Below are 25295 nucleotides of genomic sequence, written 5' to 3'. Positions count from 1 at the left end.
TTTTGGCGTTTGTTTTGCAGTTCAACGAGTACAATCCAGCTTGACAAAATTTCATGAATTAATCATTGATTCGTGATTTTTTTGCCGATATAATTTGCGAAAAGGAATAACTTCAAAAAATTCTAAATTTAAAGTTTAAACTTCAAAATGGAAAATGACTGAGGAGGAGATCGGATTGAAAGTGGCAATTGGTGGCGTCGTGCACGAAACGAACACATTTTCCAACGTTCCTTCTACGCTAGACCTGTTTCAAAGCTGGGAGTGGGATCACGGAGAGGTCATCCTTTCACGCAACCGCAAAGTCCGAAACTTCCTCGGCGGAATGGTCGACCGGGCGGAGGAGCTGGGGATTGAACTTTTGCCGACTTTCTCCACGTTCGCCTATCCGGCTGGCACGATCACGCATGAGACGTACGAGCGGATGAAAAACGAGCTGCTGGAAGGGCTGCGGCTGGCGAAGGATGCGGATGCGATCTGTCTCGCGCTTCACGGAGCGGGCGTTGCAGAAGGCGTCGACGATCTGGAAGGCGATCTGCTCGCGGCCGTTCGCGGCGTGGTCGGCTACGACATTCCGCTGGTCGTGACGCTCGACTTGCATGCCAACATGACTCCGAAGATGGTCGAGGAGGCGGACGCGCTGCTCGGCGTTCACCTGTATCCGCACGTTGACTGCTATGAGCGCGGCCTGGAGGCGATTGACGTCGCCAGCAAAATGGTCGCAGGCGAGTGGAAGCCGACGATGCATCTCACCCGGTTGCCGCTTTTGATCCCTACCTCTGCTACCCACCATTTTCCGGCGAACGAAATCAACGAGGCATGCTGGGCTTGGGAAAAGGAAGAGAACGTGATCGACTGCGCCTTTTTTCACGGTTTCCCGTACACGGACATTCCGGAGCTGGGAGTGGCGGTTTTGACGGTCACGAACAACGACAGCGAGCTTGCCCGCAAAGTGAGCGAGGATGTAGCGAAGCTCGTTTGGCGACACAGGGATGACTTCGAGCTGATCATGCCGACTCCTGCGGAAGGAATCGCGCAAGCACTCGCTACAGAAGGAATGCTGATTGTCATCAACGAGACATCGGACAACCCGGGCGGAGGAACTCCCGGCGACGGGACGCATCTGTTGCGGGCCATGCTCGACGCGCAGTTGACCAACGCCTGCTTCGGCTACATGTACGATCCAGAAGTGGTGCAACAAGCATTTGCAGCGGGAGTCGGGGCCACGCTGGAGATTAGCCTAGGCGGGAAAACCGACCATCTGCACGGCGAGCCGCTTGAAGTAACCGCGTACGTCAAAGCGTTGACCGATGGCAAGTTTGTCGCCACGACGCCGATGGGCCAAGGAGCGCGTATCGACTACGGCAAATCTGTCCGCTTGCAAATCGGCGGTGTCGATGTGCTCGTCTGCTCGGTCAAATCGCAGGTGCTCGACGAACAAATTTTTCAGCTGCACGGCATTGATGTCACGCGCTACAAGATCGTTGCCCTCAAGTCGAGTACGCACTTCCGGGCCGCCTTTGAACCGATCAGCGCCAAAGTCATCACGGTTGATTCACCCGGCCTGACGACGCTGAACTTCCGGTTTTTCCAATACAAACGGGCAAATCGCCCACTTTATCCGCTAGACCCGATCACAGATCCGACCCTACCACAACTGACAAGGAAGTAGAAGAAGATGGAAAACGTACAGGAGCGCATTCGCAAACATTATCCGGAATTGACAAACCAGCAAAAGCTGGCCGCCAAATACATTCTCGCCGAAACAAAAGTCGTAGCCCAAAAACCCGCAAAGGTGGTCGGGGCGCTGAGCGGCACGAGTGAAACGACAGTCATTCGCCTCTCCTACGCGCTCGGTTACTCCGGGTATAGCGAGTTGCAGCAAGAAATTCGCAGCTCCTTGCTGGATAAAGTGCAAAAAGAAAATGCCATTGACAGCCTGCGGGCAGCAGCGGAAGATTTGCGCGATCAGGACGATCTGATCTCCTTCAACATGGAGCAGGACGTCGCCTACATTCGGCAAACGCTCGGCGGACTGAAAAAGGAACAACTGGAGCAGGCGGTAGCAAGCATCATGGCCGCCAAGCACATTCTCGTCGTCGGCTTCCGCAGCTCGTATGCCCCTGCCAATTGGCTCGCTTTTTCACTGAATGTCGTAAAAGGAAATGCGCACCTGTACAGAGGACCTGTCGACGATGCGAACTATTTGCTGACCCAGATCAATTCGGACTGGTTGGTCATTACCTTGTCCTTTCCCCGCTATGTCAGTGAAACGATTTTGTTCACCAAGGCGGCAAAGGAGAGAGGGGCTGTCGTTTTGGGGATTACCGACGACGAGCTTTCTCCGGTCGGGCCGATTGCCGATCAAGTCTTGAAAGTTCATGCACCTGCTCCTACCGCGCTGAAAGGAATGACCGCGATCTTTTCCATGCTGAGCGTACTGGTCAGCGGTGTGGTACAGGCCGATGGCGAGCAGGTGAAAGAACGGCTGCTAAACTACGAAAACACGAGTCGCCAAATCTATCCCTTCGTGGGGGAAACCGACATGTGACGCTGAGAGAAAAAAGGGGATGAGGGTATGAAAAAAAGCTGGTGGAAAACAGGGCCACTAAGCGTACTGCTGGCAACGGCAGTCATCGCAGGCTGTTCATCGCAGACAGCCAACCAGACGACGCAGCCGAAAACCGATGAGGCGGGCAAGACGAGCAACACGCTCGTTGTCTCATCGCTGATTGACCCGGACACGCTCGATCTGCACAAAACAACCTGGCTCGGCAACGAGAACGGCCTTTTGTACGAACCGCTGCTGAGCCGGGACACTTCGGGAAAAATCATCCCCGGCCTTGCGGAAAAATACGAGATTTCGCCGGACGGCAAAACGTGGACGTTCACCATACGCAAAAATATCCGCTTCCACACCGGCAATCCTGTGACGGCAGCCGCTGTGAAGGAGTCGTTTGACCGGATGCTGGAAATCTCCCCTGTCAAAGGGATCGTCGGGCCGATCGAAAAAGTGGAGGCAACAGACGAGCAGACGCTGAAAGTTCATTTCAGCAAGCCATTTTCTCCTTTTATCAACGTCGTCATTAGCGGAATGGTTTCTCCTGTAGACACGAAGGCGGCAAAAGAGCTGGGCGACGGTTTTGGCGACAAGCCATCGGGAACGGGGCCGATCCAGTTTGAGAAGCGGGAGCGGGGCGCATCGCTTCTGTTCAAGAAAAATCCCGAGTACAACTGGGGGCCGGAGTACGTCGCAAACAAAGGCCCGCTTCATATCGACAACGTTTTGTTCCGCTTTTTGAAAGACGACGATACGCGCATGATGGAGTTCAAAAAAGGAACGATTCACGTACTGCACGATGTTCCGGCAAACTCCGTCGCTGAATTGCAGTCATTGCCTGGCGTCGACATTCAGAAAACGATGGACATCGGCATCAAGTACATCGCTTTTAACAACAAGCATCCACTGTTCAGTGACGTTCGCCTGCGCAAGGCGGTAGCTCTCTCCGTCGACCGCGATCCGCTGGTACAAGTAGCGTTGAACGGTTTCGGCAAACCGATATACGGACCGTTGGCACCGACGATTTTCGGCTACAGCGAGGCGATCGAGAACAAGGCGAAGCAAATGTACACCCGCAATGTAGCGGAGTCCAAGCAGTTGCTGGCAGATGCCGGATGGACGGACACCAACAACGACGGCATCGTGGACAAGGACGGCAAACCGTTGTCGGTGGAGATTTTGGTGTCACAGCAGCCAGCGTTTACCAGAGCCGCGCAAATTCTCCAAAGCCAGCTGAGAGAAGCGGGAATCGATCTCAAAATTACCGTTCAGGAAATGACGACAATCAAAGACCGAATCAGCAAAAAGTCGTACGATATGGCACTGATGTACTACGGCTGGTACGATGCCGACATTCTGTTTCTCATTTTTGAAAAGAGCAACGCCGAAAGCCGCATGCACTATACGCGGCCCGAGCTGGACGATCTGCTGAACAAAGGGCGGGAAGCTTCCAGCGAAGAGGAACGCATTCGCATTTACGAACAGGCACAGGAAATTTTGCTGAACGATTCGCCATGGGTGCCGCTCTGGGTGAACGAAGTCGTGACGGCAACGAGAGGCATCAAAGGCTTTGGGCTCAATTCCTACACGCAATACTTCATTTTGAATGATGTCACTCTCGATAAATAGAGAAACAGGGGTGATGGTATGCGCCGCTATGTGGTGAAAAGGCTGATTTCTCTATTGGGCACGCTCCTGGGCGTATCTGTCCTGATATTTCTCATGGTGCACCTGATTCCCGGCGATCCTGCGACGCAAATATTGGGACAGTTTGCCACGCCGGAAGCCATCAGCCAGATGCGCACGGCGCTCGGACTGGATCAGCCGCTATGGCAGCAGTATGTCGGCTTTCTGGGCAGACTTTTGACGGGGGATCTGGGTACGTCTCTCTTTACGGGAGAGAGTGTGTGGGAGCAGATTGTCACGCGCTTCCCGATCACGTTGCAGCTTGCTATTTTCAGTGTTTTGATTGCCGCAATATTCGGTATTTTACTCGGGACGATTGCCGCTGTGAAACAAAATACGCTGGTGGACAGATTCGTCGTCCTGCTCTCGCTGGTCGGGATTTCCGCGCCAGGCTTCTGGATCGCCCTGTTCCTGATCTGGATTTTTGCTTACAAGCTCGCGCTGTTTCCGATTTCCGGCTATGAGGGCGTTCATTCCTTGCTGCTGCCAGCCATCACTTTGGGCATGGCGGAAGCGGGGATGATCGCCCGAATGACCCGGGCAAGCATGCTGGAAGTGATCAAACAGGACTACATGCGGACAGCCGAAGCAAAAGGGGCTTCGCTCGTTTCACTCATTTTCAGCCACGGCTTGCCCAATGCAATTATCCCGGTCGTGACGATGATCGGCTTGCAATTTGGCTCGCTGATGGCAGGCGCTGTAGTCGTGGAGACGGTATTTTCCTTGCAAGGCATCGGCAGTCTGGCGATTGAAGCGATCAGCAAGCGAGACATGCCGACAGTGCAAGGGATGGTATTTTTCATGGCGCTGATTTTTGCACTGACCAACTTGATCGTGGATCTGATTTACAGCCGGATTGATCCGCGCATCCACTTCGATTAGGGGAGGAGCAGGATTATCGTGAATAACAGTCGTCACATGTCTTACTGGTCAGGGATCAGAAAGCGATTGCAGCGCAATAAAACAGCTATGGCCGGAGCGATCATCCTGCTTGTTTTTACACTCGGCTCGCTGCTCGCTCCCGTGATCGCCCCGCATCCCGTCGAACAGATGAACTTTGATCAACGCCTGGCTGCTCCCAGTTCTACCCATCTCTTGGGAACGGACGATTTTGGCCGGGACATTTTTTCCCGCTTGTTGCATGGCGGTCGCATCTCGCTTTTGATGGGGTTGATAACGGTAGTGTTGTCGACCACGATTGGGGTCACGCTCGGAATTATTGCCGGATATTACAGGCGTCTTGATTTGTTTATCATGCAGGGGATGGATATTCTCATGTCGCTTCCCGCCTTGCTTTTGGCGATCGCAGTCATTGCCGTGCTCGGGCCAGGATTGGCCAATGCGATGATTGCCGTCGTGATCGCGGTCATCCCGTCCTACGTGCGGGTCGTGCGTTCCGCGGTGTTGTCCATTCGGGAAAAAGAGTACATCGAAGCCGTCCGCGCTTTGGGCATCCGGGATTGGCAAATTCTTTTGAAGCACATTTTGCCGAACATCATGTCGCCGATCATCGTGTTGTCGACGATCCAGTTTGGCGTCAGTATTTTGGCTGCTGCGGCCTTGAGCTTTCTCGGTTTGGGCGCACAGCCGCCGATGCCTGAATGGGGGGCGATGGTTTTTGTCGGCAAGTCGTTTTTGAGTCAGGCTTGGTGGATGTCGATTTTCCCTGGAATGGCGATCATGCTGGTGGTTCTGGGCTTCAATCTGCTTGGGGATGGATTGCGCGACGCTCTGGACCCGAAAACGAGGTAAGGGAGGATGGACAGATGAAAGACTCTCTCTTGGAAGTCGATGACTTGCGGGTGCAGTTTCGCACGGAAAACGGTGTGCTGCCCGCCTTGCAAGGCATTTCTTTTCAGATCAAAAAGGGCGAGACAGTAGCCTTGGTAGGAGAATCCGGCTGCGGAAAAAGCGTCACCTCGCTTGCGATCATGGGGCTGTTGGCCAGCTCGTCTGCGCAAATGAAAGGGAACATCCGCTTTCGGAACAGGGAGCTTGGCCAGCTTGGGCCAAAGGAGATGCGAGAGATCAGGGGCAAAGAGATCGCCATGATTTTTCAGGAGCCGATGACTTCCCTCAATCCGGTGCACACGATCGGCAGGCAATTGGAGGAAGTGTATCGGTTGCACACCGATTTGCCGAAAAAACAACGGCAGAACAAGGCAATCGAGATGCTGAAAAAGGTCGGAGTTCCGCGTGCCGAGGAAATTATGCGGGAATATCCGCACCAGTTGTCGGGGGGCATGAAGCAGCGGGTGATGATTGCCATGGCGATGGCCTGCAACCCGCATTTGCTGATCGCGGATGAACCGACGACAGCTCTGGACGTGACGATCCAGGCGCAAATTTTGGAGCTGATGAACGACTTGAAGGAAAAGGCCGACACGTCACTGCTCCTGATTACACACGATCTCGGCGTCGTCGCGGAGATGGCGAACCGCGTCCTGGTCATGTACTACGGAGAGATTGTGGAGGAAGCAGATGTCGCCAGCCTGTTCTCGCAGCCGCTTCATCCGTATACCGCCGGACTTTTGCGCTGTATCCCGGACCTGGATGAAGCAGAGAAAAAACGTCTCGACCCGATCGAAGGCAGTGTCCCTTTGCTCGGAGAAGTGACGCAAGGGTGTGCGTTCCGCTTTCGCTGTCCTTTGGCAGAAGAACGCTGTCATCTGGCAAAACCGCCGCTGTCAGGCAAAGGAACGCAAGCCGTCCGCTGCTGGCTGTACGCGAAAGAGGAGATGGCGGTATGAGCGAAGTTTTGTTGTCCGTAAACGATTTGAAGACGTATTTTCCGATCAAGAAAGGACTGTTCGGTCAGAGCGGCGAAGTGGTCAAGGCAGTCGATGGAGTTTCCTTCCAGTTGAAAAAAGGAGAGACGCTGGGGCTGGTCGGGGAAAGCGGCTGCGGCAAATCGACGACAGGCAGAAGCATCATGCGCTTGATTGAGCCAACAGGCGGGACGATTCATTTTGAGGATCAAGAAATAACCGCCATGCCAGAGAGTCGGTTTCGCGCGTTTCGCAAAAAAATGCAAATCGTGTTTCAGGACCCGTACGCTTCCTTGAATCCGCGCATGACCGTGCAGGGGGCTTTGGAGGAAGCGCTGGGGGTAAAGGAGCCGAAAATGTCGTCTGCCGAGCGCAGGGAGCAGGTGAAGGAACTGCTGCAACTGGTCGGGCTGAATCCGCAGTTCGCTGCCCGTTATCCGCACGAGTTCAGCGGCGGGCAACGGCAACGGATCGGCATTGCCCGGGCTTTGGCGGTGCAGCCTTCGCTGGTCGTTGCCGATGAGCCTGTGTCGGCCTTGGATGTCTCCATTCAGGCGCAAATTGTCAATCTGCTGCAAGATTTGCAGGAACGGCTTGGACTTGGCTACTTGTTTATTTCCCACGACCTGGGAGTCGTTCGGCATATCAGTGACAGAATCGCCGTCATGTATCTCGGACGAATTGTGGAGATCGCCGACAAGAAAGATTTGTTTGCGGGCCCGCTTCATCCGTATACACAGGCATTGATGTCGGCTGTGCCGAAAGCCAATCCGTTTCGTCGCAAAGAAAGGATTGTACTGACGGGCGATGTGCCCAGTCCTTCGCGGGTTCCGGCAGGATGCTCTTTTCACACCCGCTGTCCGCACAGCACGGAAGTTTGCCGTACGATTCGTCCCGTTCCCAGCCAGGTACAGCCCCGTCATTTTGTCGCATGCCACCTATATGAAACAGAAGGGATGAAGATCATTGAAAATCGAGCGCATTGAGTTGCAGCAACTCCATATTCCACTTCGCTTCCGTTTTGAAACGAGCTTTGGCTATACGCTTGTCAAAGAGTTGATTCTGGTCAGCGTCTACGGTGAGGGCGAGGTTGGCTACGCGGAAAGCGTGGCGATGCCTGATCCTTACTATAATGAAGAAACAACCGAGACTGCCTGGCACATGATGGAGCGTTTTCTCATCCCCAAGCTGTTTGCCAACCCGATCGAGACGCCGGAAGACGTAGATCGGCTGTTCGCTCCCGTTCGCCGCAACTACATGGCTAAATCAGCGTTGGAAGGCGCGATTTGGGATTTGTACAGCAAGCAAAAAGGGATTTCTTTGGCCAGGGCGCTCGGCGGCGACAAAGCGGTGATCGACGTGGGCATCAGCATCGGAATTGAGCCGACGGTGGATCAAGTGTTGGCGAAAGTGGAACGGCACTTGGCGGAAGGCTACAAAAAAATCAAGGTAAAGATCAAGCCGGGCTTCGATGTGGAGCTGATTCGCGCGATCCGCAAGCAGTTCGGTGACGATGTGCCGCTGATGGCCGACGCCAATTCCGCTTACACGATGGAGCACGTCGATATTATGAAGGAGCTGGATCACTACGGACTGATGATGATCGAACAGCCGTTGGCTCATGATGACATCATCGACCATGCCAAGCTGCAGCGGGAGCTGTCCACGCCGATTTGTCTGGACGAGAGCATTCATAGTGTGGAAGATGCGCGAAAAGCAATCGAGTTGGGCAGCTGCGGCATTATCAATATTAAAGTCGGTCGCGTGGGCGGTTTGACCGAGTCGAAGCGGATTCACGATTTGTGCCAGGCACACGGCATTCCGGTCTGGTGCGGGGGAATGATCGAGTCCGGAGTGGGCCGCGCTCACAATATCGCCATTACGACTCTGCCGAACTTCACAATTCCGGGCGATACAGCGGCATCGAGCCGTTACTGGGAAGAAGACATCGTGGAGAACGGGGTAGAACTGATTGCTCCAGGGCAATTGGCGGTACCGGAAGGACCTGGCATCGGCTATGCACTGAACAAGCGAGCGGTCGGGAACTACGTCCTGCGTTCGCAAAATTTCCGGCCGTAGCTAGGCTTGCTTCACGATTTTTCTAAATAAAAGGGAAAAAGGGGAGAAGTAAAGATGGCGGTGTGGGTGGAATCGTTTGAGGAGTATGCGCAAAAGTTGCTTTCCCAGGCAAAAATTACAGGTGCGGCAGTTGGTTTGGCCAAGCAAGGACAGATGGACTACTTCCGCGGCTTCGGGCTTGCGGACGATACAGAAGACGCGCTGGAGCTGACGCCGGACACGGTATTTGGCATCGGCTCTGTCACGAAATCGTTTACTTGCGTTGCCATCATGCAGCTTCAGGAGCAAGGCAAGCTGCATGTCCACGATCCGGTTCGCAAATACATCCCTGAGCTGTCCACACCGAACGAAGACTATACTCGCGCGATGACGATTCATCATCTGATGACCCACACCGCAGGCTTTCCTCCATTGGATTCACTCGTGGGAGCGATGAAAAGCAGCATGCTCGAAGACACGGCCAACCGCACGTTCAGCTCCGGGTTGCAATGGGACCTGGACAAAGCGGAAGCGATCGAGACTTACGACGAGTTGCTTGCCTACATGGCAAAGCTCGAATATGAGCTGCTCGGCGCTCCTGGCGAACATTTCAGCTACTCCAACGACAGCTACGCCTTGCTCGGAATTATTGTCGGGCGGGTGAGCGGAATCGCGTACGAACAATTTGTCCGCGAGCACATTCTGGAGCCTGCCGGCATGACGAACAGCGCTTTTCTCATCGAGGAGCTGCCAGCAGATGCGCAGGTGGCAACTCTTTTCACCCGCAAAAGTCCTGAGGAAGGCGGGGCGGTGTTTCGCTCGCCAGCTTGGTGGGACGCTCCGGCCATGCGTTCGGGAGGCTTTTTGAAATCGACCATTCGCGATTTGTTGCGCTACACGGAGTTGTTCCGCACGGGTGGTTTGGTAGGCGACAAGCGATTGCTTTCGGCGGACAGTGTCAAGGACATGACAACTCCTTACGCTCCGCTCACTCCTTTTCAAGGCTACGGGTACGGGCTGATGATCGGCAAAGATGGCCACGGCGGTACACTCATCGAGCATGGCGGGGCGATCAAAGGGGTCAGCGCGCAAATTTTTACGATTCCGGAAAGCGACACGACAGGGGCGATTCTCATGAACGTGGACGGCGGGCCTGCCACTGACCTGATGCATGGCTTGTTGAACGAGTATCGCGGCCAACCTGCTGCAACTCCTCCGTTCCCTTACGCAGACTACGAACTGCCTGTCGAGCGACTGGCTACGTATGTCGGGGAGTATCGTTCCTCGGAAGGGGCCAACGTAACCGTCGAGATCGAAGAAAACGGTTTGGTGCTCAAAGCGATGGGGGGCAAGCTTCCGCTGCGGGCGGTAGGAGAGGACGGCTTCGTGTTCAAACGGGGCGAGACAGATTCGTACATCCGGTTTTTCCGGGATGAAGCGGGCGAGATCAGCCGGATGGGCTTCGGCTTCCGGCAGTTGCCCAAAGTGTCGGTAGGAAAAGAGCAGACCGTGTAAAGACCAAACACGCGTCCTTGACAAGCATGGAAGTTGCTTGCCAGGGGCGCGTGATTTTTTCAGGTGCTGGCACTGCACTGTTATGATCTTACGGTCTATGCTGCCATGCCGCTATGCCACTAAGCCACTAAGCGCGAACGTTCCCCCTATGTAGACGAGGCATGGGAATGAATCGCTTCTCCCGCAGCGGAGCGCTGCCAGTCAGGGTGCTGCTCCATGTTGCGGAAGGTGCGGAACAAAAGCAGGCAAAGCGATGACAGGCTGAAAATGATTCCGCCAGCGAGCAGAAGAACGCCGGAAGTGGCCGTTTTCGAGGCCAAAAGGAACGAGCAGAGAGCGTAGCTGACCGGACCGAAGCCAAGCGACATCAGGGAGAGCAGCGACATGACGCGGCCGAGCATGGCAGAAGGGACGATAGTCTGGATGTAAGTGATGATCGGGATGTTCGTCATGCTGAGCATCATGCCGATGCAGAACATCGGGAGCAATCCGAACAAAAGCTGCTGCATGAAAAAGAGCGAGCTCATCGCGACCCCCATGCCGCCGAGGAAAAAGGGGAGCAGAATAAATTTTCCGCGAAAGCCTTTGCACAGTCCGGTCAAAATCCCTCCGACGATCGTGCCGACGCCAAGCGAGGTGCTAAGTGTGCTGTACGCGCTTCCATCCCAGCCGAGGTCTTTGACGTGCAGCGGTATCCCCATGTTGATCGGCCCGGAAAACATCATGTTGATCACGAGCGAGGTGACGAGTAGCATAGTCAGGATCGGAATCCCGTATGTAAAGCGAATCCCGCCCCATATATCCTGAAAATACGATCCTGCGCCAGAAGACGGCGAAGCGGTTGCGCGAGTCTCGTCGCGTGAGGAAGCATGCAGGCGCAAAGCGAGCAAAACCAGTGCCCCTGTGAAAAAGGCGAGCGCCAATATGACGAACATGAGCGAATAGTTGTGGGTGCGGATCAACAGCGCGGAGACGACAGGACCGCCGACCATGCTGATTTGCTGGGAAATTTCCATCATGCTGTTGGCAGGAGCGAGTTGTTCCCGAGAGACAAGGGAGGGCAGGATCGAACTGCGAGCTGGCCAGAAGAAAGCGTCGACAGTGCCGAAAAGGGCGGCGATCCCGTAGATGAGCAGGAACAGCCATTCCAGCGTCTCGCCTTGGAGAACCAGCCCAAAACCGAGCAGGATGATGCAGCGAGCCAAAAGCGAAGCGAACATGATCCACTTCCGATTCCAGCGATCTGCGGCCACTCCCCCCGCAAGCATGAACAGCAGGCGGGGAATCGACATGCAAATAAGCGCGGTTCCGAGCATCGTTTCCGATCCCGTCTGATCGACGATAAACCAGGACAACAGCAAAAAGAATGCGCCATCGGCCATGGCCGACAAGATCGTCGCACACCAGAGCAAAAGAAACGAGCGATTTTTCCACAAGGCATTAGTTGGAATCGTCGTCATCCTGTTTCGCCTCCTGCTTCTTTTTGACCACGAATTTGCTCGATATATGCTTGTAGTCGCTCGGCAAGTGCTCGTAGTTATCCGGCAAAGATTCGTCTTCCGATACGTAAATGCGTTCGTCTGTCATAAAGCCGACTGTTACGATATAAAAGTTTTCCTCTGTGTCCTCCGCTTCTCCGGCGGCGATTCGCTGCAAGTGGCGTGCTTCCATATCGCCCAGCTCGTCAATCAGGGCATGGTATTTGTCAAGCCACTGCTGGATTTCGTGACGCGGAGCTTTTATTTCTGCGTTGAAAGCGATGGCAGGGGCGCGTTTGCTTTTGTCCGCGAATTGCATGAACGATTCGTCGGGAGCGTTGTACAGGCGGGTGAGGCTTGAGCGCAAATGGTTGACCATCGCTTCCTGGAGCAGCATGCTGTTTTCGCTGAGGGAAGGGAGCAGTTCTTCACTGACTTTGAAATCGTAGGCGACCGCCCGGTAAAATTTTTGCACAATCCCGTTTTTCTCTTCGGTACGGACGACCTGGACAAAGCCCTGGCTTTCCAATTCCTTGAGATGATAGTGCACCTTGGAAGCAGAGAGGGAGAGCAAGGTAGCGAGCTGCTTGCCCGTATACGCTTCCTTTACAAGCAAGGTGATGATTTCCATCCGCAAAGCATCGCTGACGACTTTCAGTTGATCCAAAGTTTCGATGACTAAAAAACGTTTCATGGCGCACCTGCCTCATTTTAATAATCATGAACGTAATGAAATATAAAAACGTTCAATTTATTTTGAACGTATAATAACTTAAAGCCCGACTCATTGACAAGAACAATTTGCCGCTATTTTCAGGCAAGTGCTACAATGGGGAGAAAGTTGACTGGGTAAGCTTTTTGGAAAGGATGCGCGATGATGACCTTGCTACAGCACCCGATTTTTCGCCGTCTGTATGCGGCCCATATTGTTCATATTATAGGGAATGAGTTTACGTTTATTGCGGTTGTAGGGCTTTTGCACGATTTGAGCGGTTCCGGTTTGTCCTTTGCCGCAGGCACGGTATTTCGGATGGTGCCGTATGTACTGACAAGCCTGTTTTCCGGAGCGCTGGTGGAGAACTGGGACAAACGCAGAGTCATGCTGATCGTCAACCTGCTTAGGGGGATTCTTGTCAGTCTGTTTTTCTTGATCACGTCTGTGACTTATTTGTGGATCGCTTTTTTGCTGTTGATTCTCGTCAATATTTGCAGCGCCTTTTTTCAGCCTGCGATGCAGGTAGCCATCGTCAGCTCTGTTGAAGAGCGGGACCGGCTGGCAGCCAATTCGCTTTTGCAAGGGACGACTTCGTTTTTGATTATTGTTTGCCAGGGAATCGCCGCTGTACTCGTTTATCTTTTTTCCTATCGCTACAACTTTTTGCTTGATGCCGCCTGTTATTTGCTGTCCCTGTTTATTCTGCTGCGGCTTCCTCCGATCGCTGAAGCTGTGGCCCACAAGACAGGCACACATTTTTTCGCTCGGCTACAGGAAGGCTTCCGCTATATCGGCGGCAACAGAAGAATCGGGCAGGTTATTTTGTACCAGATGGCAGAGAGGGCCTGCGCCGCTTATTACATCATGCTGATGTTTTACGTGCTTCAGGAGCGGGGCGAAGGGCTGTACGTATTCGGTTTGCTCGACATTCCGCTGGGGCTGGGCGGCGTGATCGCCGGAATCGCCGCTGGCCGACTGGCGGAGAGATTGAATGAACAGGGCATATCTCGTTTCCAGGGCTGGGCGCTGATCGCGATGGGACTGTCGATTGTCGCGGTGTTTCATATCAAGCCGTTGCTTGGGCTTGCTGTCGCCATCCTGTTTTGTTCATTCGCGTCGTTCAGTTCTTCGATTTTGTCCGTTACCAAGCTGCAAAAGCTGGCGGACCCTGCCTTTTTGGCCCGTGTTTTCTCGATCAGGGAAATGGCGACGATGGGAGCCTTTTCAGCGAGCTGTCTCGTACTCGGCTTTTGCGCAGAACAGGTCGGGAGCGCTGCTGTTTCGGTGTGGCTTGGCTTGTTCGGTGTTGTAGCAGGTGTCTTTTGGCTCTGGAGCCGCAAACAATTGCATCGTCTGGAGGAGCAGGAATCGTCGGTTCATCCGGAATGAGTTTCCCCTTTGCCCGTTCCCGAATGGGCAGAGGGCTTTTTGTGTTTTTGCTTACTTTATCATTTAATAAACATAAATATTGAAAATGTATGAAATTGTGTATACAATGAATGGAAACAGAGATAAAGGAAGATGCAGGATGAAAGAATTATGGAGACAGCGCGGATTTCGCTGGTATTGGCTCGGCATGTTTTTATCGGGATTGGGTGACCAGTTCGGCTGGATGGGGCTTACCTGGTTTGTGATGAACAAGACCGGATCTCCCGCTGCGATGGGGGGAGTTGTCCTGGCGTACATGCTGCCAGCCGTATTTGCGGGTTTGGTCGCGGGGGTATTGCTGGATCGGTTTGATCGCCGCAAGTTGATTATGGTGGACAATATAGCCCGCGGGGTGATTTTTATCGCTCTGGTGGCTTTGCTGCAGGTCGACCACGTTCCGCTTTTCGTGATTTACATATTGATTGTCATTGCCGGAACGCTGTCTCCGCTCAGTACAGCGGGTGCCCAGACGCTGTTGCCGAGGCTGGTGGCGGATAAAAATCATCTGGTCAAAGCGAATGGCGTCATGGAGAGTCAGTGGCAAATCATCTACATGTTCGGCCCGGCGCTGGCTGGGGTGCTGATCGGATTGATTGGGGAAGCTTACGTACTGCTGATTGATGCCGCCAGCTTTTTTGTTTGCGCCCTCTGTTTCTCGCGCCTGCCAAAAGAACTGACGAAAAGCGCAAACCCCGGCGTTCCGCAAAACATGCAGGCGGGCAAGTTTTTGCGCTCGCTGTTGGTCGATATGCAAACAGGCTACCGCTACTTGTTCGGAAACAAGCAAATGGTCGCTCTCGTGTTCTTCACGTTTTTGTTCAATATGTCTTACGGGCCGATTGAGGTGGCGTTGCCGCTTTATGCCAATCAAAACTTGGAGGGTGGCTCGATTGCGCTGGGGATGCTCTGGTCGTCGCTTGCCATCGGAGCGCTGCTCGGGTCGTTGTTCTTCTCGACGATTACGTGGAAATTCCCGCTCGGGGGCACGCTTGCGGGAATCATGGTCTTGTGGGGGCTGACCACAATGCCGCTCGCTTTCTTTTCCAGGCTGGAGGTGGCGATGGTCGCGATGGCTTTGGCAGGGTTCAGTTATTCTCCTTACAACATCATGTACAGAAGTTATTTGCAAAGGCAGGTCCCGGATGCTTTGCTGGGAAGAGTGATGACGAGCATCCGGACGGTTACGGGAACGGGAATGCCGGCTGGGGCGGCAGTCTCGGGAGTGTTGATTCCTTTTCTCGGGGTACAAGGATTGTTCGGGGCAGGGGCGGTCATGTGCGTGGTGTGCGGCTTGTTCGCCTTCGGAATGCTGCGGGACCTCAAAAATCAGTCACTTGCGATTGAGGAGCGGGGAAACTAGCTGTTTCAAACGCTGCGGCAGCAGGCTGTAAAGCACGGATAGCATCTTCAGGCGAAAAGGCATGGCTACTTCCGAGCGCTTTTTCTCTACCGCCTTGTAAATCAGGCGGGCCGTGTCATCGGCAGAGAGCAAGTAACGGGCTACTTTGCTGCGATACGCTCCTGTCCGGTCCGCTTTTTCCAAAAAAGGCGTATCGATCGGGCCGGGAAGGGCACAGGTCACATGGACGCCGCTTCCTGCAAGCTCATGCTGCAAGCCTTCGCTGAACCGGATCACGGCGGCTTTGCTCGCGGCGTATACGGATGCTTTGGCGGTAGCGACCTGACCTGCGAGCGAGGCGACGTTGACGATATGTCCCTGCTGATGATCGAGCATCATCGGCAAAAAAGCGCGAGTGGTGTACATGACGCCGGCAATGTTCGTTCGCAACGTCTCTTCCAGTTCGTCGATCGTCATGTCGACGAGCGGCTCGAACACAGCGACGCCCGCATTGTTGTACAAAAGGTCGCACGCTCCGAAGCGCACATGCACCCAGGCTGCAAAGCGCCGGACGTCCTCGTTGTTTCCGACGTGGAGCGCATAGGAAAACAATCGCTCCCGATTGGCGGAAGAAATGGACAGCGACTCATGATTTACGGGTTTACGCGATGCTGCGATGACCAGATCGCCTTTTTCCAGATGCAAGCGGGTCAGCGCCTGACCTAGACCGCCAGACGCTCCGGTGATGACGACTACGCGGGGTGTATGCATGGCTCCCCCTCTTTTCTGTATCGTTTGTGGTTGTTTGTTTTTCACAAGTATATCCCTTAGACGAATGGTGAAGGATAGCGTCTAGGAGGTGAATCCAAATGCCACAAGTAAAATGCAGCGTAGCAAACTGTGAGTATTGGGCGCAAGGCAATATTTGCAGCGCCGACGAAATCATGGTGGAGATCGACGCCCACGCGAACGCCAACCTGAAGGAAGAGTTTGCGGGTGAGTATGGTCAAAATGACCATAAAGATCAAGCAACCACTTCGTCTGAAACCTGTTGTCTGACGTTCAAGCCGAAGAAATCGGCAAAGTAAGGCTTGGACGTCCAAAAAGACGTATCCCGACAAGGAGATACGTCTTTTTGCTGCATACACTTAGACACGGGCTTGTCCAAGCGACAATGTCTTGATTTTGTGGTCGACTTCCTCCCAGGAGGTCACGCGGTGCACAAGCTCAGGGAGGCGGGCCTGATTGTACGGTGTATCGAACAAAAACACGGGAATTTGCAAGGCTTCCGACAGTTGCAGGGCATTTTCCAGCCGATCTTCCAGGAATAGATCCACGCCCCACTTTTGGGCAGCGGCAAGCTTGTCGTGGGAGCCGACCAAATCCACTTCATGGTAAGGGATTTGATAACGGGCAAACCAGTTCAGCGTCACATCGTGATGGTGCGCTTCCCTGGCGCTGATGTAAATCAGCTTGTGCAACGGATACCAGTTGCGCAACACCTGATCGGCAATGCCGTGAACAGGCGCTTCGTCGTACAGGCGTTCACCATTTTGGGCGAGCCAGTTGTCAAACTCCTCGTCTGTAATCTGATACACGTTGGCCAAATTGTACTCCAGACAGTCTTCATATCGTAAATCTCTGCCAAAGCTTTCATTCATCAACGGCACAATACTGCTGGGTGAAGTGACCGTTCCGTCAATATCAATGCCAATGGTTAGGAACTTCTCTGGTTTCATCCTCTCGCCTCCAGTTTAAATTGTACACCGCAGGCAGACAATAAGGCTACTTCCTTCACTAACAAATCCTTTACCAAAAAAGGGGCTGAGCATGGTATGTTGGATCGACACGAACGCATGAATGCGAAGCGGAAGGAAGATACCGGCTTTTCCGACACGGTAGATCAGCACGACAGGGAATTTGCAGTAGACACCTGGACCCAGGCCGCTTTCGACGAAGATGAGGAACGCTCAAGGCGAAGGATTCACTACGATCCTCACTCTTTGACAGAGCGTTATTCCGGCGAAGAGGACAGGGTGGAGAACGACTTTTCGGAGCGATTGGATGGCGTTGTACTGACGAGGGAAGACCGCGCGCCGGTCACCGTGAGAAGAGACGACGACATCGAGGCAGCGGCGGAAATCGCCGAGCCGATTCCTTCGCGTCGTTCTGTGCGTGAGATCAGCGATGACGAAGATAGCCGGGAAAGCGGAGCCAGCGGTATCGGCATGACAGGTCTGGGGCTATCGATCCTGTCCCTGTTCCTGATGCCGTATCTCGTGGCGCCAATCGGGATGGTGCTTGGCTATTTGGCGTATCGACGCGATTCGAGAACGCTGGGGGCGTGGGCGATGATTGTAGGTGCGATCTCCATTTTGGGAGCTTTGGTCATCTACCCGTACTACACGGCCCGGTAGTAACCAGCAGCAGACCGCAAAAAGCAAAAAGCCTCCTTCGCGCTGCAACAGCCGAAGAGGCTTTTTGTTTTGACGTCGCCCTCGATCAGTTTGTGTAAAAACGGGATTGATACGGTGTGATCGCAGCGATGACGGCTTCGCAAAAAACATCGGAGCGGTTGAGGCGGTCGTTGGTCAAAAGCGCGTAAGCTCCGCCGCGATGGTTGCTTCCGCTCGTTTGGCCCCACTCGTCCATAATCACGCTCAGTTCCGTCTTTTCTGCCACAATGCGCTCAATCGCCTGTTTGGGCATGGGAAAAGCCAGACCTTTGCCCAAAAACAGCTGCTTTCCGTCCCAGGCTGCGCACACCGAGATCAAATACCATTGTCCGGTAAACGCTTCGTCATACATCAGGCCGCCTTCCAGACCAAGCCCGATTTGCGCCTCCGGAGCAAGGGCGAGAGCCGCTTTTGCCCGATTGATGGCTCCGGTAATCGTTTCTTGTTCGCTCATGGGCTGGGCAGGCACTCCCGAAGGAACGGAGAGACAAATCGGGTCGATGCCCGTGGCTTTTTGTACGGCCAGCCGCTTTGCTTCGTTTTTCGTGCCGAGCACATAGCGTAATGTTTCGTTGTTCATTGGATCAAATGTCACCTCGACAGTTAGCGGTTGCTCTTGATTACTGGTAGTATACCACTTCCCCCAAACGGAAGTTGTTGTGTTAAGATAAGTCCATATATAAAGAGAGTCAGAAATTACAGAGAAAACGGGGAGTGGCAGATGAAATTTACCAAATTGCATGGCTTGGGCAACGACTATGTGTACGTCAACTGTTTCGAGGAAACGTTGGCGGGAGTGGATCTTCCCGAACTGGCAAGACGGGTAAGCGATCGCAACTTCGGCATTGGCGGAGACGGCCTGATTTTGATTCTTCCGTCAGAGCGCGCTGATTTTCGCATGCGCGTATTCAACAACGACGGAAGCGAGGCAAAAAACTGCGGCAACGGCCTGCGCTGTGTGAGCAAATACGTGTACGATCACGGCTTGACTGCGCAAACCACGTTTACGGTAGAAACATGGGGCGGGATGATGAAGCCGGTTGTCTCTGTCGGGGCTGACGGCAAAGTGGAGCAAGTTACGATTGATATGGGAGAGCCGCGTTTTGAACGCTCGGCGATTCCGATGACAGGCATACCGGAAGAGCAGGCGCACGAAGAGGTGCTGGAAGTGGACGGGGCTGTGTTTACGATGACGGCTGTATCCATGGGCAATCCGCACGCGATTATTTTCATGGACGAAGTGCGCGACGAAGATGTGCGCACGTACGGACCGAAGATCGAGTTCCACGAATGGTTCCCGGAACGCACCAACGTTGAATTTATCCAAATATTGAATCGGGAAGAGATCTTGTTCCGCGTCTGGGAGCGGGGATCTGGCGTGACCCTCGCGTGCGGAACCGGAGCTTGTGCAGCGGCCGTCGCAGCGGCGCTCGCTGGCAAGGTCGACAGAGCGGTTACCGTGCATTTGGCAGGAGGAGACCTGTTTATCGATTGGCGGGAAGAAGACAATCGCGTCTACATGACAGGGCCAGCCACAGAAGTGTTCCAAGGTGTGTACAGCGGGCCTATTCCTTATAAATAAGCAAACAGGAAAAAGCCGTTCCAGTCATGACGATGGAACGGCTTTTCGCCTGTCAGTTGCCTATTTTCCTGCCGCAATCCGAATCGCGGCTTGGTGGTCGGGGTCAATCAGGTTGTCTTTGTGGCGCAGGCTGCCAGGGAAGTGAATATCAAAATGCCCGTCAAAAGCATTGTCCGTTATATACTCGATGCTGTGCGGCATGGAGGACATGGAGGCGGCCAGACGTCGACCATCGACTTCCACGATGACAGGCCGGATGCTCCAGGAAAAATTGCCGCCCCAAATGCTTTTGATGGTAGCACTGTCCGCTGAAGTCAACGGTTCCGTGTCAGAATGGGAAGCGCCGATCGTGCGTTTGACCATGAAGCTTTTGCCCGTGGCAAAATCGGTCACTTTTGCAGTCGCGTTGATCGGGAACAAATACTGGGCCGCTTCAAACCAGTCCAGATACTCACCGTACTTGGCTCCTGCTGTCTCGGTTTTTGGAATGTGGTGCACAGGAACAGTTACGATTTGGCCGATCTGCAAATAATCGGATTCGCTCAGCTTGTTGGCTTGCAAAAACTCGGTAAACGGGATGCCGTGGGCAATCGAAATCGTCCAAGGCGTATCTCCTTTGGCAACCTGATAGCGAGTGTTCTCTACCCAAGGCTTGTCCGGCTCAGGCTTGGGGGCGGGCGCAGGCGCAGGTGTCTCGGCGACTGGCTCTTGCTTGGGGATCAGCAGCTTTTGCCCGATGAGAATTTCCGTCGTTTGCAGTTTGTTTGTATTCACAATAGTTTGAATGCTTACGCCGTGGTTGTAGGCGATTTTCCACAGGACGTCGCCTGCTTTGACCGTATAAACGGTGGAACGCGGAGGTATGTACAGCGTTTGTCCGACCATGATCATGTCCGATTGCAACTGGTTAGCCAGTTTGAGCTGTTCGACCGTGATCTGGTTTTTGTACGCGATATTGCCGAGTGTGTCTCCAGGGACGACCTGAATCGTTTGGGCAAAGGCAGATGTAGCAGGGAGCAAGCCAGCAACCAGAGTAGCTTGCAGGGCGAGACGTTTCCAGCGCGTTGTTTTGAACATGAAAGCCTCCTCGATGCCGTAGCGTGGTGTAGTGGTTCATCTTGATTGTACGCAGTGGAAACCGTTGCTTTCATCAGGTAAATCTACCCTCGATTGGTCGCCTCTCCCAGCAAAGGTGAAAACTCCTCCTTTTCCAAATGAAAAATTAACCGAAAATTGTGCTTATAGACATAAAAATAGCGTGGAAGCGGCCAAATCGTCTTGCCCGCACCCACGCTATCGCAAATAAAATAAGCGAAAAGTCACCCGTTGTACACCTCATTTAGATATGCGACATCATTTTGGTCGTATTGAGGGGTACTTTTGTTCATTTTGGCCAGTTCAGCCTGCAATCTTTTCAGTTCTGCTTCCATCTTGTTGATTTTTTCTTGCATCGCTTGTGTTGTCATCGCTGCTCTCTCCTTGTTCCCGTGTAGGTATCTTTTTTCTAAATTTATTGACAATTCTAACGAAAGGCTATCGCATTGTAAATAGCTTAAATTTGGATGTAAGCGCTTTAGTTGTGAAAAGAATGTGAACGCTTGCTCAGGCTTGGCTAAAAACGACTGGTTGCCTGCAAAAAGCAGGGGAAAATAATCAGGAAGTACACTCGAGTAGTATGTTCCACATGGACAGTCGTGTTATGATGAAGGGTAGACTTAGGGCAGCTCGCCCTCAGGAAGGTGTGGACTGGTGATTTACTTAGACAACAGTGCGACAACCCGGCCTCATCCAGGGGTCATTGAGACAGTAAAACGGGCGATGGAAAACTATTATGGAAATCCGTCCTCTTTGCATCAAAAAGGGGTGGAAGCCGAAAACGTACTCAAGCAGGCGCGGAAGGTTGCCGCACAGTACCTGGGCTGCAAAGAAGGGGAAATCATTTTTACCTCCGGAGGCACAGAAAGCAATAATACGGCAATCAAGGGCATTGCCTTTCAATATCAGAACAGAGGGAAGCATATTGTTACCACACAAGTCGAGCATCCGGCTGTCTACGATGTGTGCAAGCAGCTGGAGGGGATCGGGTTTGCCGTGACTTATCTGCCTGTGGATCGCGAAGGGCGCGTGTCTGTCGAGGATGTAAAGCGTGCGCTCCGTCCGGACACGATTCTCGTGTCTGTCATGCATGTGAACAATGAACTGGGGACGATTCAGCCCGTGGAAGAAATCGGACAGTGGCTAAAGCAGTATCCGAAGGTTTTGTTCCATGTGGATGCCGTCCAGGGGATCGGCAAAGTGCCGCTGTCTCTGCACGACTCCGGCATCGATCTGTTGAGTGTGTCCGCCCACAAGTTCTATGGCCCGCGGGGAGTGGGCATCCTGTATAAACGCGAAGGATTGATTATCCACCCGTTGATGATGGGCGGCGGACAAGAAGCTGGGGTGCGCTCGGGAACGGAAAACCTTCCGGCGATCGCTGGCATGGCCAAAGCCATTCGGGTTTTGGAGGAGCTGGGCAAGGACGAAGCCGGGAGACTGCAAAGCCTGAACCAACGGCTGCGCGAAGGCATTGAGCGAATCGAGGGCTGTATCGTCAACACGCCGCAGCAAGGGGCAGCTCCGCACATTATGAACTTGTCCGTACCGGGAGTAAAAGCGGAAGTGTTGCTGCACGCTTTGGAAGAGAGAGGCTTTCTCGTCTCGACCAAGTCAGCCTGCTCGTCTAAAGCGAATGAGCCAAGCAGGGTGTTGACGGCTGTCGGGATTGAACGGGATTGTGCCCTGTCATCTTTGCGCATCAGCCTGGGCAGGGAAAATACGCGTGAGGAGATCGAGCAGTTCCTGACCGCGCTGGAAGCGTGCGTAGAAACCTTGCGCTCGTTTATCAAGCCGCAAACGGTCCCGGATCGCAGAAAATAAGAGAAGAGAACCCATTCAAAGGAGATTATCATGAACTACGATGTTATTTTGATTCGCTACGGCGAGCTTGCTCTTAAAGGCAAAAACCGCGACCAGTTTGAAGAAGCGCTGGTCAGAAGTGTGAAAAGCGTGCTGCGCTCCTTTTTCAAAGTAAAGGTGAGACGCAACTACGGGCGCATGTATGTCGAGCTGCATGGCGAGGATGCTTATGCGGTCATGGAACGGTTGAAGCGCGTTTTCGGCATCTCTTCCTTTAGTCCGACCGTTCAAGTGGACCCGGATATCGAGACGATCAAGGAAAAAGCGCTGGAAATGGTCCGTCAATTGCAGCCGGAACCGCGTACGTTCCGCGTGGTCACCCGTCGTGCGGACAAGCGCTACCCGATTCCTTCCATGGAAGTGAACCGAATCGTCGGTACCCACATTTTGCGGGCGCTGCCTGCGATCAAGGTAGATGTGCACGAGCCTGAAACGATCGTCAATGTGGAAATTCGCGCAGAAGGTACGTATTTAAGCTGTGAAACGATTCCGGGGCCAGGCGGCTTGCCAGTAGGCGTGAGCGGAAAAGTGCTGCTGCTTTTGTCGGGGGGAATCGACAGCCCTGTAGCTGGCTGGATGATGCTGAAGCGCGGAGTTACGCTGGAAGCGATCCACTTCCACAGCTATCCGTTCACCAGCGAGCGCGCTTTGCAAAAGGTGCGTGACTTGGCCCAAAAACTGACCAAGTGGGGCGGAACCGTCAAGCTGCACGTTGTTCCTTTTACCGAGATTCAAACCGCGATCCGCGAAAAGTGTCCGGAAGATTATTTGATCACGATCATGCGCCGCTTCATGATGCGCATTTCCGAGCGTGTGGCGGAAAACACGAAAGCAAAGGCTCTGGCGACAGGCGAAAGTCTCGGACAGGTAGCTTCGCAAACATTGGAGAGCATGGACACGATCAACAAGGTGATTTCCATTCCCATGCTTCGTCCGCTCATCGGGATGGACAAGGTCGACATTACCGATCTCTCGCGTAAAATCGATACGTATGAGCTGTCCATTTTGCCGTATGAAGACTGCTGCACGGTGTTTACCCCGAAAAATCCGGTAACCAGACCGAAACCGTATCTGGCTGCCAAATTTGAAGAAGTGCTGGATGTGGACGCTCTAGTGGAAAAGGCAGTAGCAGGCACTGTCATCGAAGAAATCACAACCAAGCCGAAAGAAACGACGACGGATTTGTTTTAGCCGATAGAGAAAAATGCGTGACGGGGGAGAAGAGTCATGATTATCCGCTATGAGCGAAACGGCAAAATCAAGCATGGGTGGATGGTAGCAGAAGATCAGAAGGTTCGGGTGATCGAAGGGGATATTTATAAAATCCAAACAGCCAAACCGATCATGACGGGACTGGAGCTGCCGCTGGACGAAATCAGCCTGAAAGCGCCGTGCGATCCGAGCAAAGTGGTGTGCATCGGCTTGAATTATCGCGACCACGCGGCAGAGATGGGGATCGATCTGCCAAAAGAGCCGTTGATGTTCCTGAAGCCTTCGTCTGCTGTCGTGGGTCCGGGCGAGCCGATTGTTTATCCGAAGCTGACCGAAAATCTGCATTACGAAGGCGAACTGGCCATTGTCATCAAAAAGGAAGCAAAAAAGGTGAAGGCTGCCGATGCGGATGAGTACATCCTCGGTTTTACGTGCGCCATTGATGTGACTGCCCGCGATTTGCAATGGAGCGACGGGCAATGGACGCGCGCCAAAGGCTTTGATACGTTTTGCCCGCTCGGACCTGCGATTGCCGCCAAGCTTGATTATTCAAACTTGCGTATCGTAACCCGGGTGAACGGCGAAGTGCGCCAGGATGCCAGCACAGAGCAGCTGATTTTTACCATCCCTCAACTGGTGGAGGCGGTATCGGCTGTCATGACTCTTCGTCCGGGAGATGTTATTTTGACCGGAACCCCTTCTGGAGTAGGCGAACTGAAAGTCGGAGACGAAATCTCGGTTACTATTGAAGGAATTGGAACGTTGACAACGCATGTCGTTGGCGAGGAATAAGATTGCCTGCCGAAAAGGTGAAGCCCCTCTTTCTTTTATGGAAAAGAGGGGCTTGTTTAGTTGCTTTGTGATAGAGGGGCGTCCATGTCGTTTGGCTGGAGCGAGGCGTTTATTCTTTTTCGTTCGGATCGTCGTGGATGGGATGAGCCGATGGGTCCTGACGAGGCAAATCTTGATGCATCTCTCTTGTTTCATAAGTAAAGCGGGTGGTCGTCGAATGCTGTCCAGGTTCCCAGCCAGTTGCTTTTCCGAGGCGCGCTTCATTGGTGGAAGCACCGTACGGACCTTCCGGAAATTCCTCCTGGAGAATTTCGTTGCGCTGTGATTCGACCGTGGATAATTCATTGTAGTGCTCGTGGGTGTGTTCTACACTTGTTGGTTTCGGAGTCATTTTCGCACCACCTTTTGTCATTGCGTTCTGTGTGAAGACAGCTATGCGGGGGCGTCAGCCGTTACACGTATAGTGTGAAATAAAAAGGAATGTACTATTCGATTTTTAGTTGACGGCTCGTTTGTTTTTATGTATATTTAAATTCTGCTATTGAGAAGTCAATTCGATTGAAAAAACGCTTTAAAAAAAGTGAAAGAAACGGTTGACTTTATAAAGGCTAATTTGTTATATTAGATCTTGTCGCTACTGAGTGAAGCGAAATGGTGAAAAAAACCTCTTGCATCACGATGGGCGATGTGGTAAGATGGAGAAGTCGCCTTCGGGCGGTGAGCGAAACAAATGCTCTTTGAAAACTGAACA

25 protein-coding genes are annotated in these 25295 nt (G+C 53.2%); 17 read left to right on the top strand and 8 right to left on the bottom strand.

The genetic code is table 11. From position 1 onward, the window contains the following. The first annotated feature begins 175 nt into the window (after positions 1–175). Genes DEP07_RS17010 through DEP07_RS16970 form a run of 9 tightly spaced genes read left to right on the top strand, consistent with a single transcriptional unit; the run spans position 176 to position 10584 of the window. Complete coding sequence (locus tag DEP07_RS17010) at positions 176–1669, top strand: M81 family metallopeptidase (RefSeq protein ID WP_287102782.1); 1494 nt, start codon at positions 176–178, stop codon at positions 1667–1669. 6 nt (positions 1670–1675) lie between these two features. Continuing rightward, positions 1676–2548, top strand: a complete 873-nt coding sequence (locus DEP07_RS17005; RefSeq protein ID WP_122964038.1) for a MurR/RpiR family transcriptional regulator — start codon at positions 1676–1678, stop codon at positions 2546–2548. Positions 2549–2575: 27 nt separating this feature from the next. After that, positions 2576–4186: an ABC transporter substrate-binding protein gene (locus DEP07_RS17000; protein WP_122964039.1), complete on the top strand. Its 1611-nt coding sequence runs from the start codon at positions 2576–2578 to the stop codon at positions 4184–4186. 18 nt (positions 4187–4204) lie between these two features. Then, on the top strand, positions 4205–5125 hold the full coding sequence (locus DEP07_RS16995; RefSeq protein WP_122964040.1) for an ABC transporter permease: 921 nt from the start codon (positions 4205–4207) through the stop codon (positions 5123–5125). A gap of 15 nt (positions 5126–5140) precedes the next feature. Beyond that, positions 5141–5995: an ABC transporter permease gene (locus DEP07_RS16990; RefSeq protein ID WP_122964041.1), complete on the top strand. Its 855-nt coding sequence runs from the start codon at positions 5141–5143 to the stop codon at positions 5993–5995. 14 nt (positions 5996–6009) lie between these two features. Beyond that, the gene (locus DEP07_RS16985) at positions 6010–6993 is read left to right on the top strand and encodes an ABC transporter ATP-binding protein (protein WP_287102780.1); all 984 of its coding nucleotides are present in this window, start codon (positions 6010–6012) and stop codon (positions 6991–6993) included. After that, a complete protein-coding gene (locus tag DEP07_RS16980) occupies positions 6990–7997 on the top strand; it encodes an ABC transporter ATP-binding protein (protein ID WP_173598195.1) in 1008 nt (335 codons plus the stop codon). The genes DEP07_RS16985 and DEP07_RS16980 overlap by 4 nt, the downstream gene beginning before the upstream one ends. Beyond that, positions 7978–9090: an o-succinylbenzoate synthase gene (gene menC, locus DEP07_RS16975; RefSeq protein WP_173598194.1), complete on the top strand. Its 1113-nt coding sequence runs from the start codon at positions 7978–7980 to the stop codon at positions 9088–9090. Before DEP07_RS16980 ends, menC begins: the two co-directional genes overlap by 20 nt. Positions 9091–9144: 54 nt before the next feature. Next, positions 9145–10584 carry a serine hydrolase gene (locus tag DEP07_RS16970; protein ID WP_217022307.1) on the top strand — a complete coding sequence of 480 codons (1440 nt, stop codon included), beginning with the start codon at positions 9145–9147 and terminating at the stop codon, positions 10582–10584. Between the two features lie 146 nt (positions 10585–10730). On the opposite strand, the gene DEP07_RS16965 is transcribed toward DEP07_RS16970, so the two are convergent. Next, complete coding sequence (locus DEP07_RS16965; RefSeq protein WP_173598192.1) at positions 10731–12044, bottom strand: MFS transporter; 1314 nt, start codon at positions 12042–12044, stop codon at positions 10731–10733. Next, complete coding sequence (locus DEP07_RS16960) at positions 12025–12756, bottom strand: ArsR/SmtB family transcription factor (RefSeq protein ID WP_173599876.1); 732 nt, start codon at positions 12754–12756, stop codon at positions 12025–12027. Before DEP07_RS16960 ends, DEP07_RS16965 begins: the two co-directional genes overlap by 20 nt. 183 nt (positions 12757–12939) lie before the next feature. Between DEP07_RS16960 and DEP07_RS16955 the strand changes: the two genes are divergently transcribed. Both DEP07_RS16955 and DEP07_RS16950 read left to right on the top strand, forming a co-directional pair. Then, on the top strand, positions 12940–14166 hold the full coding sequence (locus DEP07_RS16955) for an MFS transporter (protein ID WP_122964048.1): 1227 nt from the start codon (positions 12940–12942) through the stop codon (positions 14164–14166). 139 nt (positions 14167–14305) lie between these two features. Continuing rightward, positions 14306–15565, top strand: a complete 1260-nt coding sequence (locus DEP07_RS16950) for an MFS transporter (protein WP_122964049.1) — start codon at positions 14306–14308, stop codon at positions 15563–15565. On the opposite strand, the gene DEP07_RS16945 is transcribed toward DEP07_RS16950, so the two are convergent. Beyond that, on the bottom strand, positions 15536–16315 hold the full coding sequence (locus DEP07_RS16945) for an SDR family NAD(P)-dependent oxidoreductase (protein ID WP_122964050.1): 780 nt from the start codon (positions 16313–16315) through the stop codon (positions 15536–15538). The genes DEP07_RS16950 and DEP07_RS16945 overlap by 30 nt on opposite strands. Positions 16316–16413: 98 nt before the next feature. Between DEP07_RS16945 and DEP07_RS16940 the strand changes: the two genes are divergently transcribed. Beyond that, the gene (locus DEP07_RS16940) at positions 16414–16632 is read left to right on the top strand and encodes a DUF1540 domain-containing protein (RefSeq protein WP_063228159.1); all 219 of its coding nucleotides are present in this window, start codon (positions 16414–16416) and stop codon (positions 16630–16632) included. Positions 16633–16692: 60 nt separating this feature from the next. Here the strand turns inward: DEP07_RS16940 and DEP07_RS16935 are convergent, their stop codons facing one another. Further along, entirely contained in the window at positions 16693–17283 is a 591-nt protein-coding gene (locus DEP07_RS16935; RefSeq protein ID WP_122964051.1) for a hypothetical protein, read from the bottom strand. A gap of 96 nt (positions 17284–17379) precedes the next feature. Between DEP07_RS16935 and DEP07_RS16930 the strand changes: the two genes are divergently transcribed. Beyond that, entirely contained in the window at positions 17380–17961 is a 582-nt protein-coding gene (locus DEP07_RS16930; RefSeq protein WP_122964052.1) for a DUF456 domain-containing protein, read from the top strand. A gap of 85 nt (positions 17962–18046) precedes the next feature. On the opposite strand, the gene DEP07_RS16925 is transcribed toward DEP07_RS16930, so the two are convergent. Further along, positions 18047–18580, bottom strand: a complete 534-nt coding sequence (locus DEP07_RS16925; protein WP_122964053.1) for a DUF84 family protein — start codon at positions 18578–18580, stop codon at positions 18047–18049. A 141-nt stretch (positions 18581–18721) separates the two neighbouring features. Here DEP07_RS16925 and dapF point away from each other — a divergent pair, with 141 nt between their 5' ends. Beyond that, a complete protein-coding gene (gene dapF / locus DEP07_RS16920) occupies positions 18722–19582 on the top strand; it encodes a diaminopimelate epimerase (RefSeq protein ID WP_122964054.1) in 861 nt (286 codons plus the stop codon). A 60-nt stretch (positions 19583–19642) separates the two neighbouring features. On the opposite strand, the gene DEP07_RS16915 is transcribed toward dapF, so the two are convergent. After that, positions 19643–20659: a LysM peptidoglycan-binding domain-containing protein gene (locus DEP07_RS16915; RefSeq protein ID WP_122964055.1), complete on the bottom strand. Its 1017-nt coding sequence runs from the start codon at positions 20657–20659 to the stop codon at positions 19643–19645. A 242-nt stretch (positions 20660–20901) separates the two neighbouring features. Then, positions 20902–21048, bottom strand: a complete 147-nt coding sequence (locus tag DEP07_RS16910; RefSeq protein ID WP_167470278.1) for a hypothetical protein — start codon at positions 21046–21048, stop codon at positions 20902–20904. Positions 21049–21331: 283 nt separating this feature from the next. Between DEP07_RS16910 and DEP07_RS16905 the strand changes: the two genes are divergently transcribed. Genes DEP07_RS16905 through DEP07_RS16895 form a run of 3 tightly spaced genes read left to right on the top strand, consistent with a single transcriptional unit; the run spans position 21332 to position 24544 of the window. Next, positions 21332–22501, top strand: coding sequence for a cysteine desulfurase family protein (locus DEP07_RS16905; protein WP_173598190.1), 1170 nt, complete (start codon positions 21332–21334; stop codon positions 22499–22501). A gap of 30 nt (positions 22502–22531) precedes the next feature. Then, complete coding sequence (gene thiI / locus DEP07_RS16900; RefSeq protein ID WP_122964057.1) at positions 22532–23731, top strand: tRNA uracil 4-sulfurtransferase ThiI; 1200 nt, start codon at positions 22532–22534, stop codon at positions 23729–23731. A gap of 36 nt (positions 23732–23767) precedes the next feature. Further along, the gene (locus DEP07_RS16895) at positions 23768–24544 is read left to right on the top strand and encodes a fumarylacetoacetate hydrolase family protein (protein WP_173598189.1); all 777 of its coding nucleotides are present in this window, start codon (positions 23768–23770) and stop codon (positions 24542–24544) included. 109 nt (positions 24545–24653) lie between these two features. Here the strand turns inward: DEP07_RS16895 and DEP07_RS16890 are convergent, their stop codons facing one another. Beyond that, on the bottom strand, positions 24654–24935 hold the full coding sequence (locus tag DEP07_RS16890) for a hypothetical protein (protein WP_122964059.1): 282 nt from the start codon (positions 24933–24935) through the stop codon (positions 24654–24656). Positions 24936–25295 lie beyond the last annotated feature (360 nt).

The sequence above is a fragment of the Brevibacillus sp. genome, from assembly GCF_003521185.1.
In the GTDB taxonomy this organism is placed as follows: Bacteria; Bacillota; Bacilli; order Brevibacillales; family Brevibacillaceae; genus Brevibacillus; species Brevibacillus parabrevis.
This window is presented reverse-complemented; position numbering and strand designations above follow the sequence as displayed.

Coding starts and splice junctions, on each gene's coding strand:
- DEP07_RS16890 (WP_122964059.1), bottom strand. CDS start 24,935: ATGACTCCGAAACCAACAAGTGTAGAACACACCCACGAGCACTACAAT.
- DEP07_RS16955 (WP_122964048.1), top strand. CDS start 12,940: ATGACCTTGCTACAGCACCCGATTTTTCGCCGTCTGTATGCGGCCCAT.
- DEP07_RS16935 (WP_122964051.1), bottom strand. CDS start 17,283: ATGAAACCAGAGAAGTTCCTAACCATTGGCATTGATATTGACGGAACG.
- DEP07_RS16940 (WP_063228159.1), top strand. CDS start 16,414: ATGCCACAAGTAAAATGCAGCGTAGCAAACTGTGAGTATTGGGCGCAA.
- DEP07_RS16895 (WP_173598189.1), top strand. CDS start 23,768: ATGATTATCCGCTATGAGCGAAACGGCAAAATCAAGCATGGGTGGATG.
- DEP07_RS16915 (WP_122964055.1), bottom strand. CDS start 20,659: ATGTTCAAAACAACGCGCTGGAAACGTCTCGCCCTGCAAGCTACTCTG.
- thiI (WP_122964057.1), top strand. CDS start 22,532: ATGAACTACGATGTTATTTTGATTCGCTACGGCGAGCTTGCTCTTAAA.
- DEP07_RS16995 (WP_122964040.1), top strand. CDS start 4,205: ATGCGCCGCTATGTGGTGAAAAGGCTGATTTCTCTATTGGGCACGCTC.
- DEP07_RS16960 (WP_173599876.1), bottom strand. CDS start 12,756: ATGAAACGTTTTTTAGTCATCGAAACTTTGGATCAACTGAAAGTCGTC.
- DEP07_RS16910 (WP_167470278.1), bottom strand. CDS start 21,048: ATGACAACACAAGCGATGCAAGAAAAAATCAACAAGATGGAAGCAGAA.
- DEP07_RS16925 (WP_122964053.1), bottom strand. CDS start 18,580: ATGAACAACGAAACATTACGCTATGTGCTCGGCACGAAAAACGAAGCA.
- DEP07_RS16980 (WP_173598195.1), top strand. CDS start 6,990: ATGAGCGAAGTTTTGTTGTCCGTAAACGATTTGAAGACGTATTTTCCG.
- dapF (WP_122964054.1), top strand. CDS start 18,722: ATGAAATTTACCAAATTGCATGGCTTGGGCAACGACTATGTGTACGTC.
- DEP07_RS17000 (WP_122964039.1), top strand. CDS start 2,576: ATGAAAAAAAGCTGGTGGAAAACAGGGCCACTAAGCGTACTGCTGGCA.
- DEP07_RS16930 (WP_122964052.1), top strand. CDS start 17,380: ATGTTGGATCGACACGAACGCATGAATGCGAAGCGGAAGGAAGATACC.
- DEP07_RS16970 (WP_217022307.1), top strand. CDS start 9,145: ATGGCGGTGTGGGTGGAATCGTTTGAGGAGTATGCGCAAAAGTTGCTT.
- DEP07_RS16985 (WP_287102780.1), top strand. CDS start 6,010: ATGAAAGACTCTCTCTTGGAAGTCGATGACTTGCGGGTGCAGTTTCGC.
- DEP07_RS16950 (WP_122964049.1), top strand. CDS start 14,306: ATGAAAGAATTATGGAGACAGCGCGGATTTCGCTGGTATTGGCTCGGC.
- DEP07_RS17005 (WP_122964038.1), top strand. CDS start 1,676: ATGGAAAACGTACAGGAGCGCATTCGCAAACATTATCCGGAATTGACA.
- DEP07_RS16945 (WP_122964050.1), bottom strand. CDS start 16,315: ATGCATACACCCCGCGTAGTCGTCATCACCGGAGCGTCTGGCGGTCTA.
- DEP07_RS16965 (WP_173598192.1), bottom strand. CDS start 12,044: ATGACGACGATTCCAACTAATGCCTTGTGGAAAAATCGCTCGTTTCTT.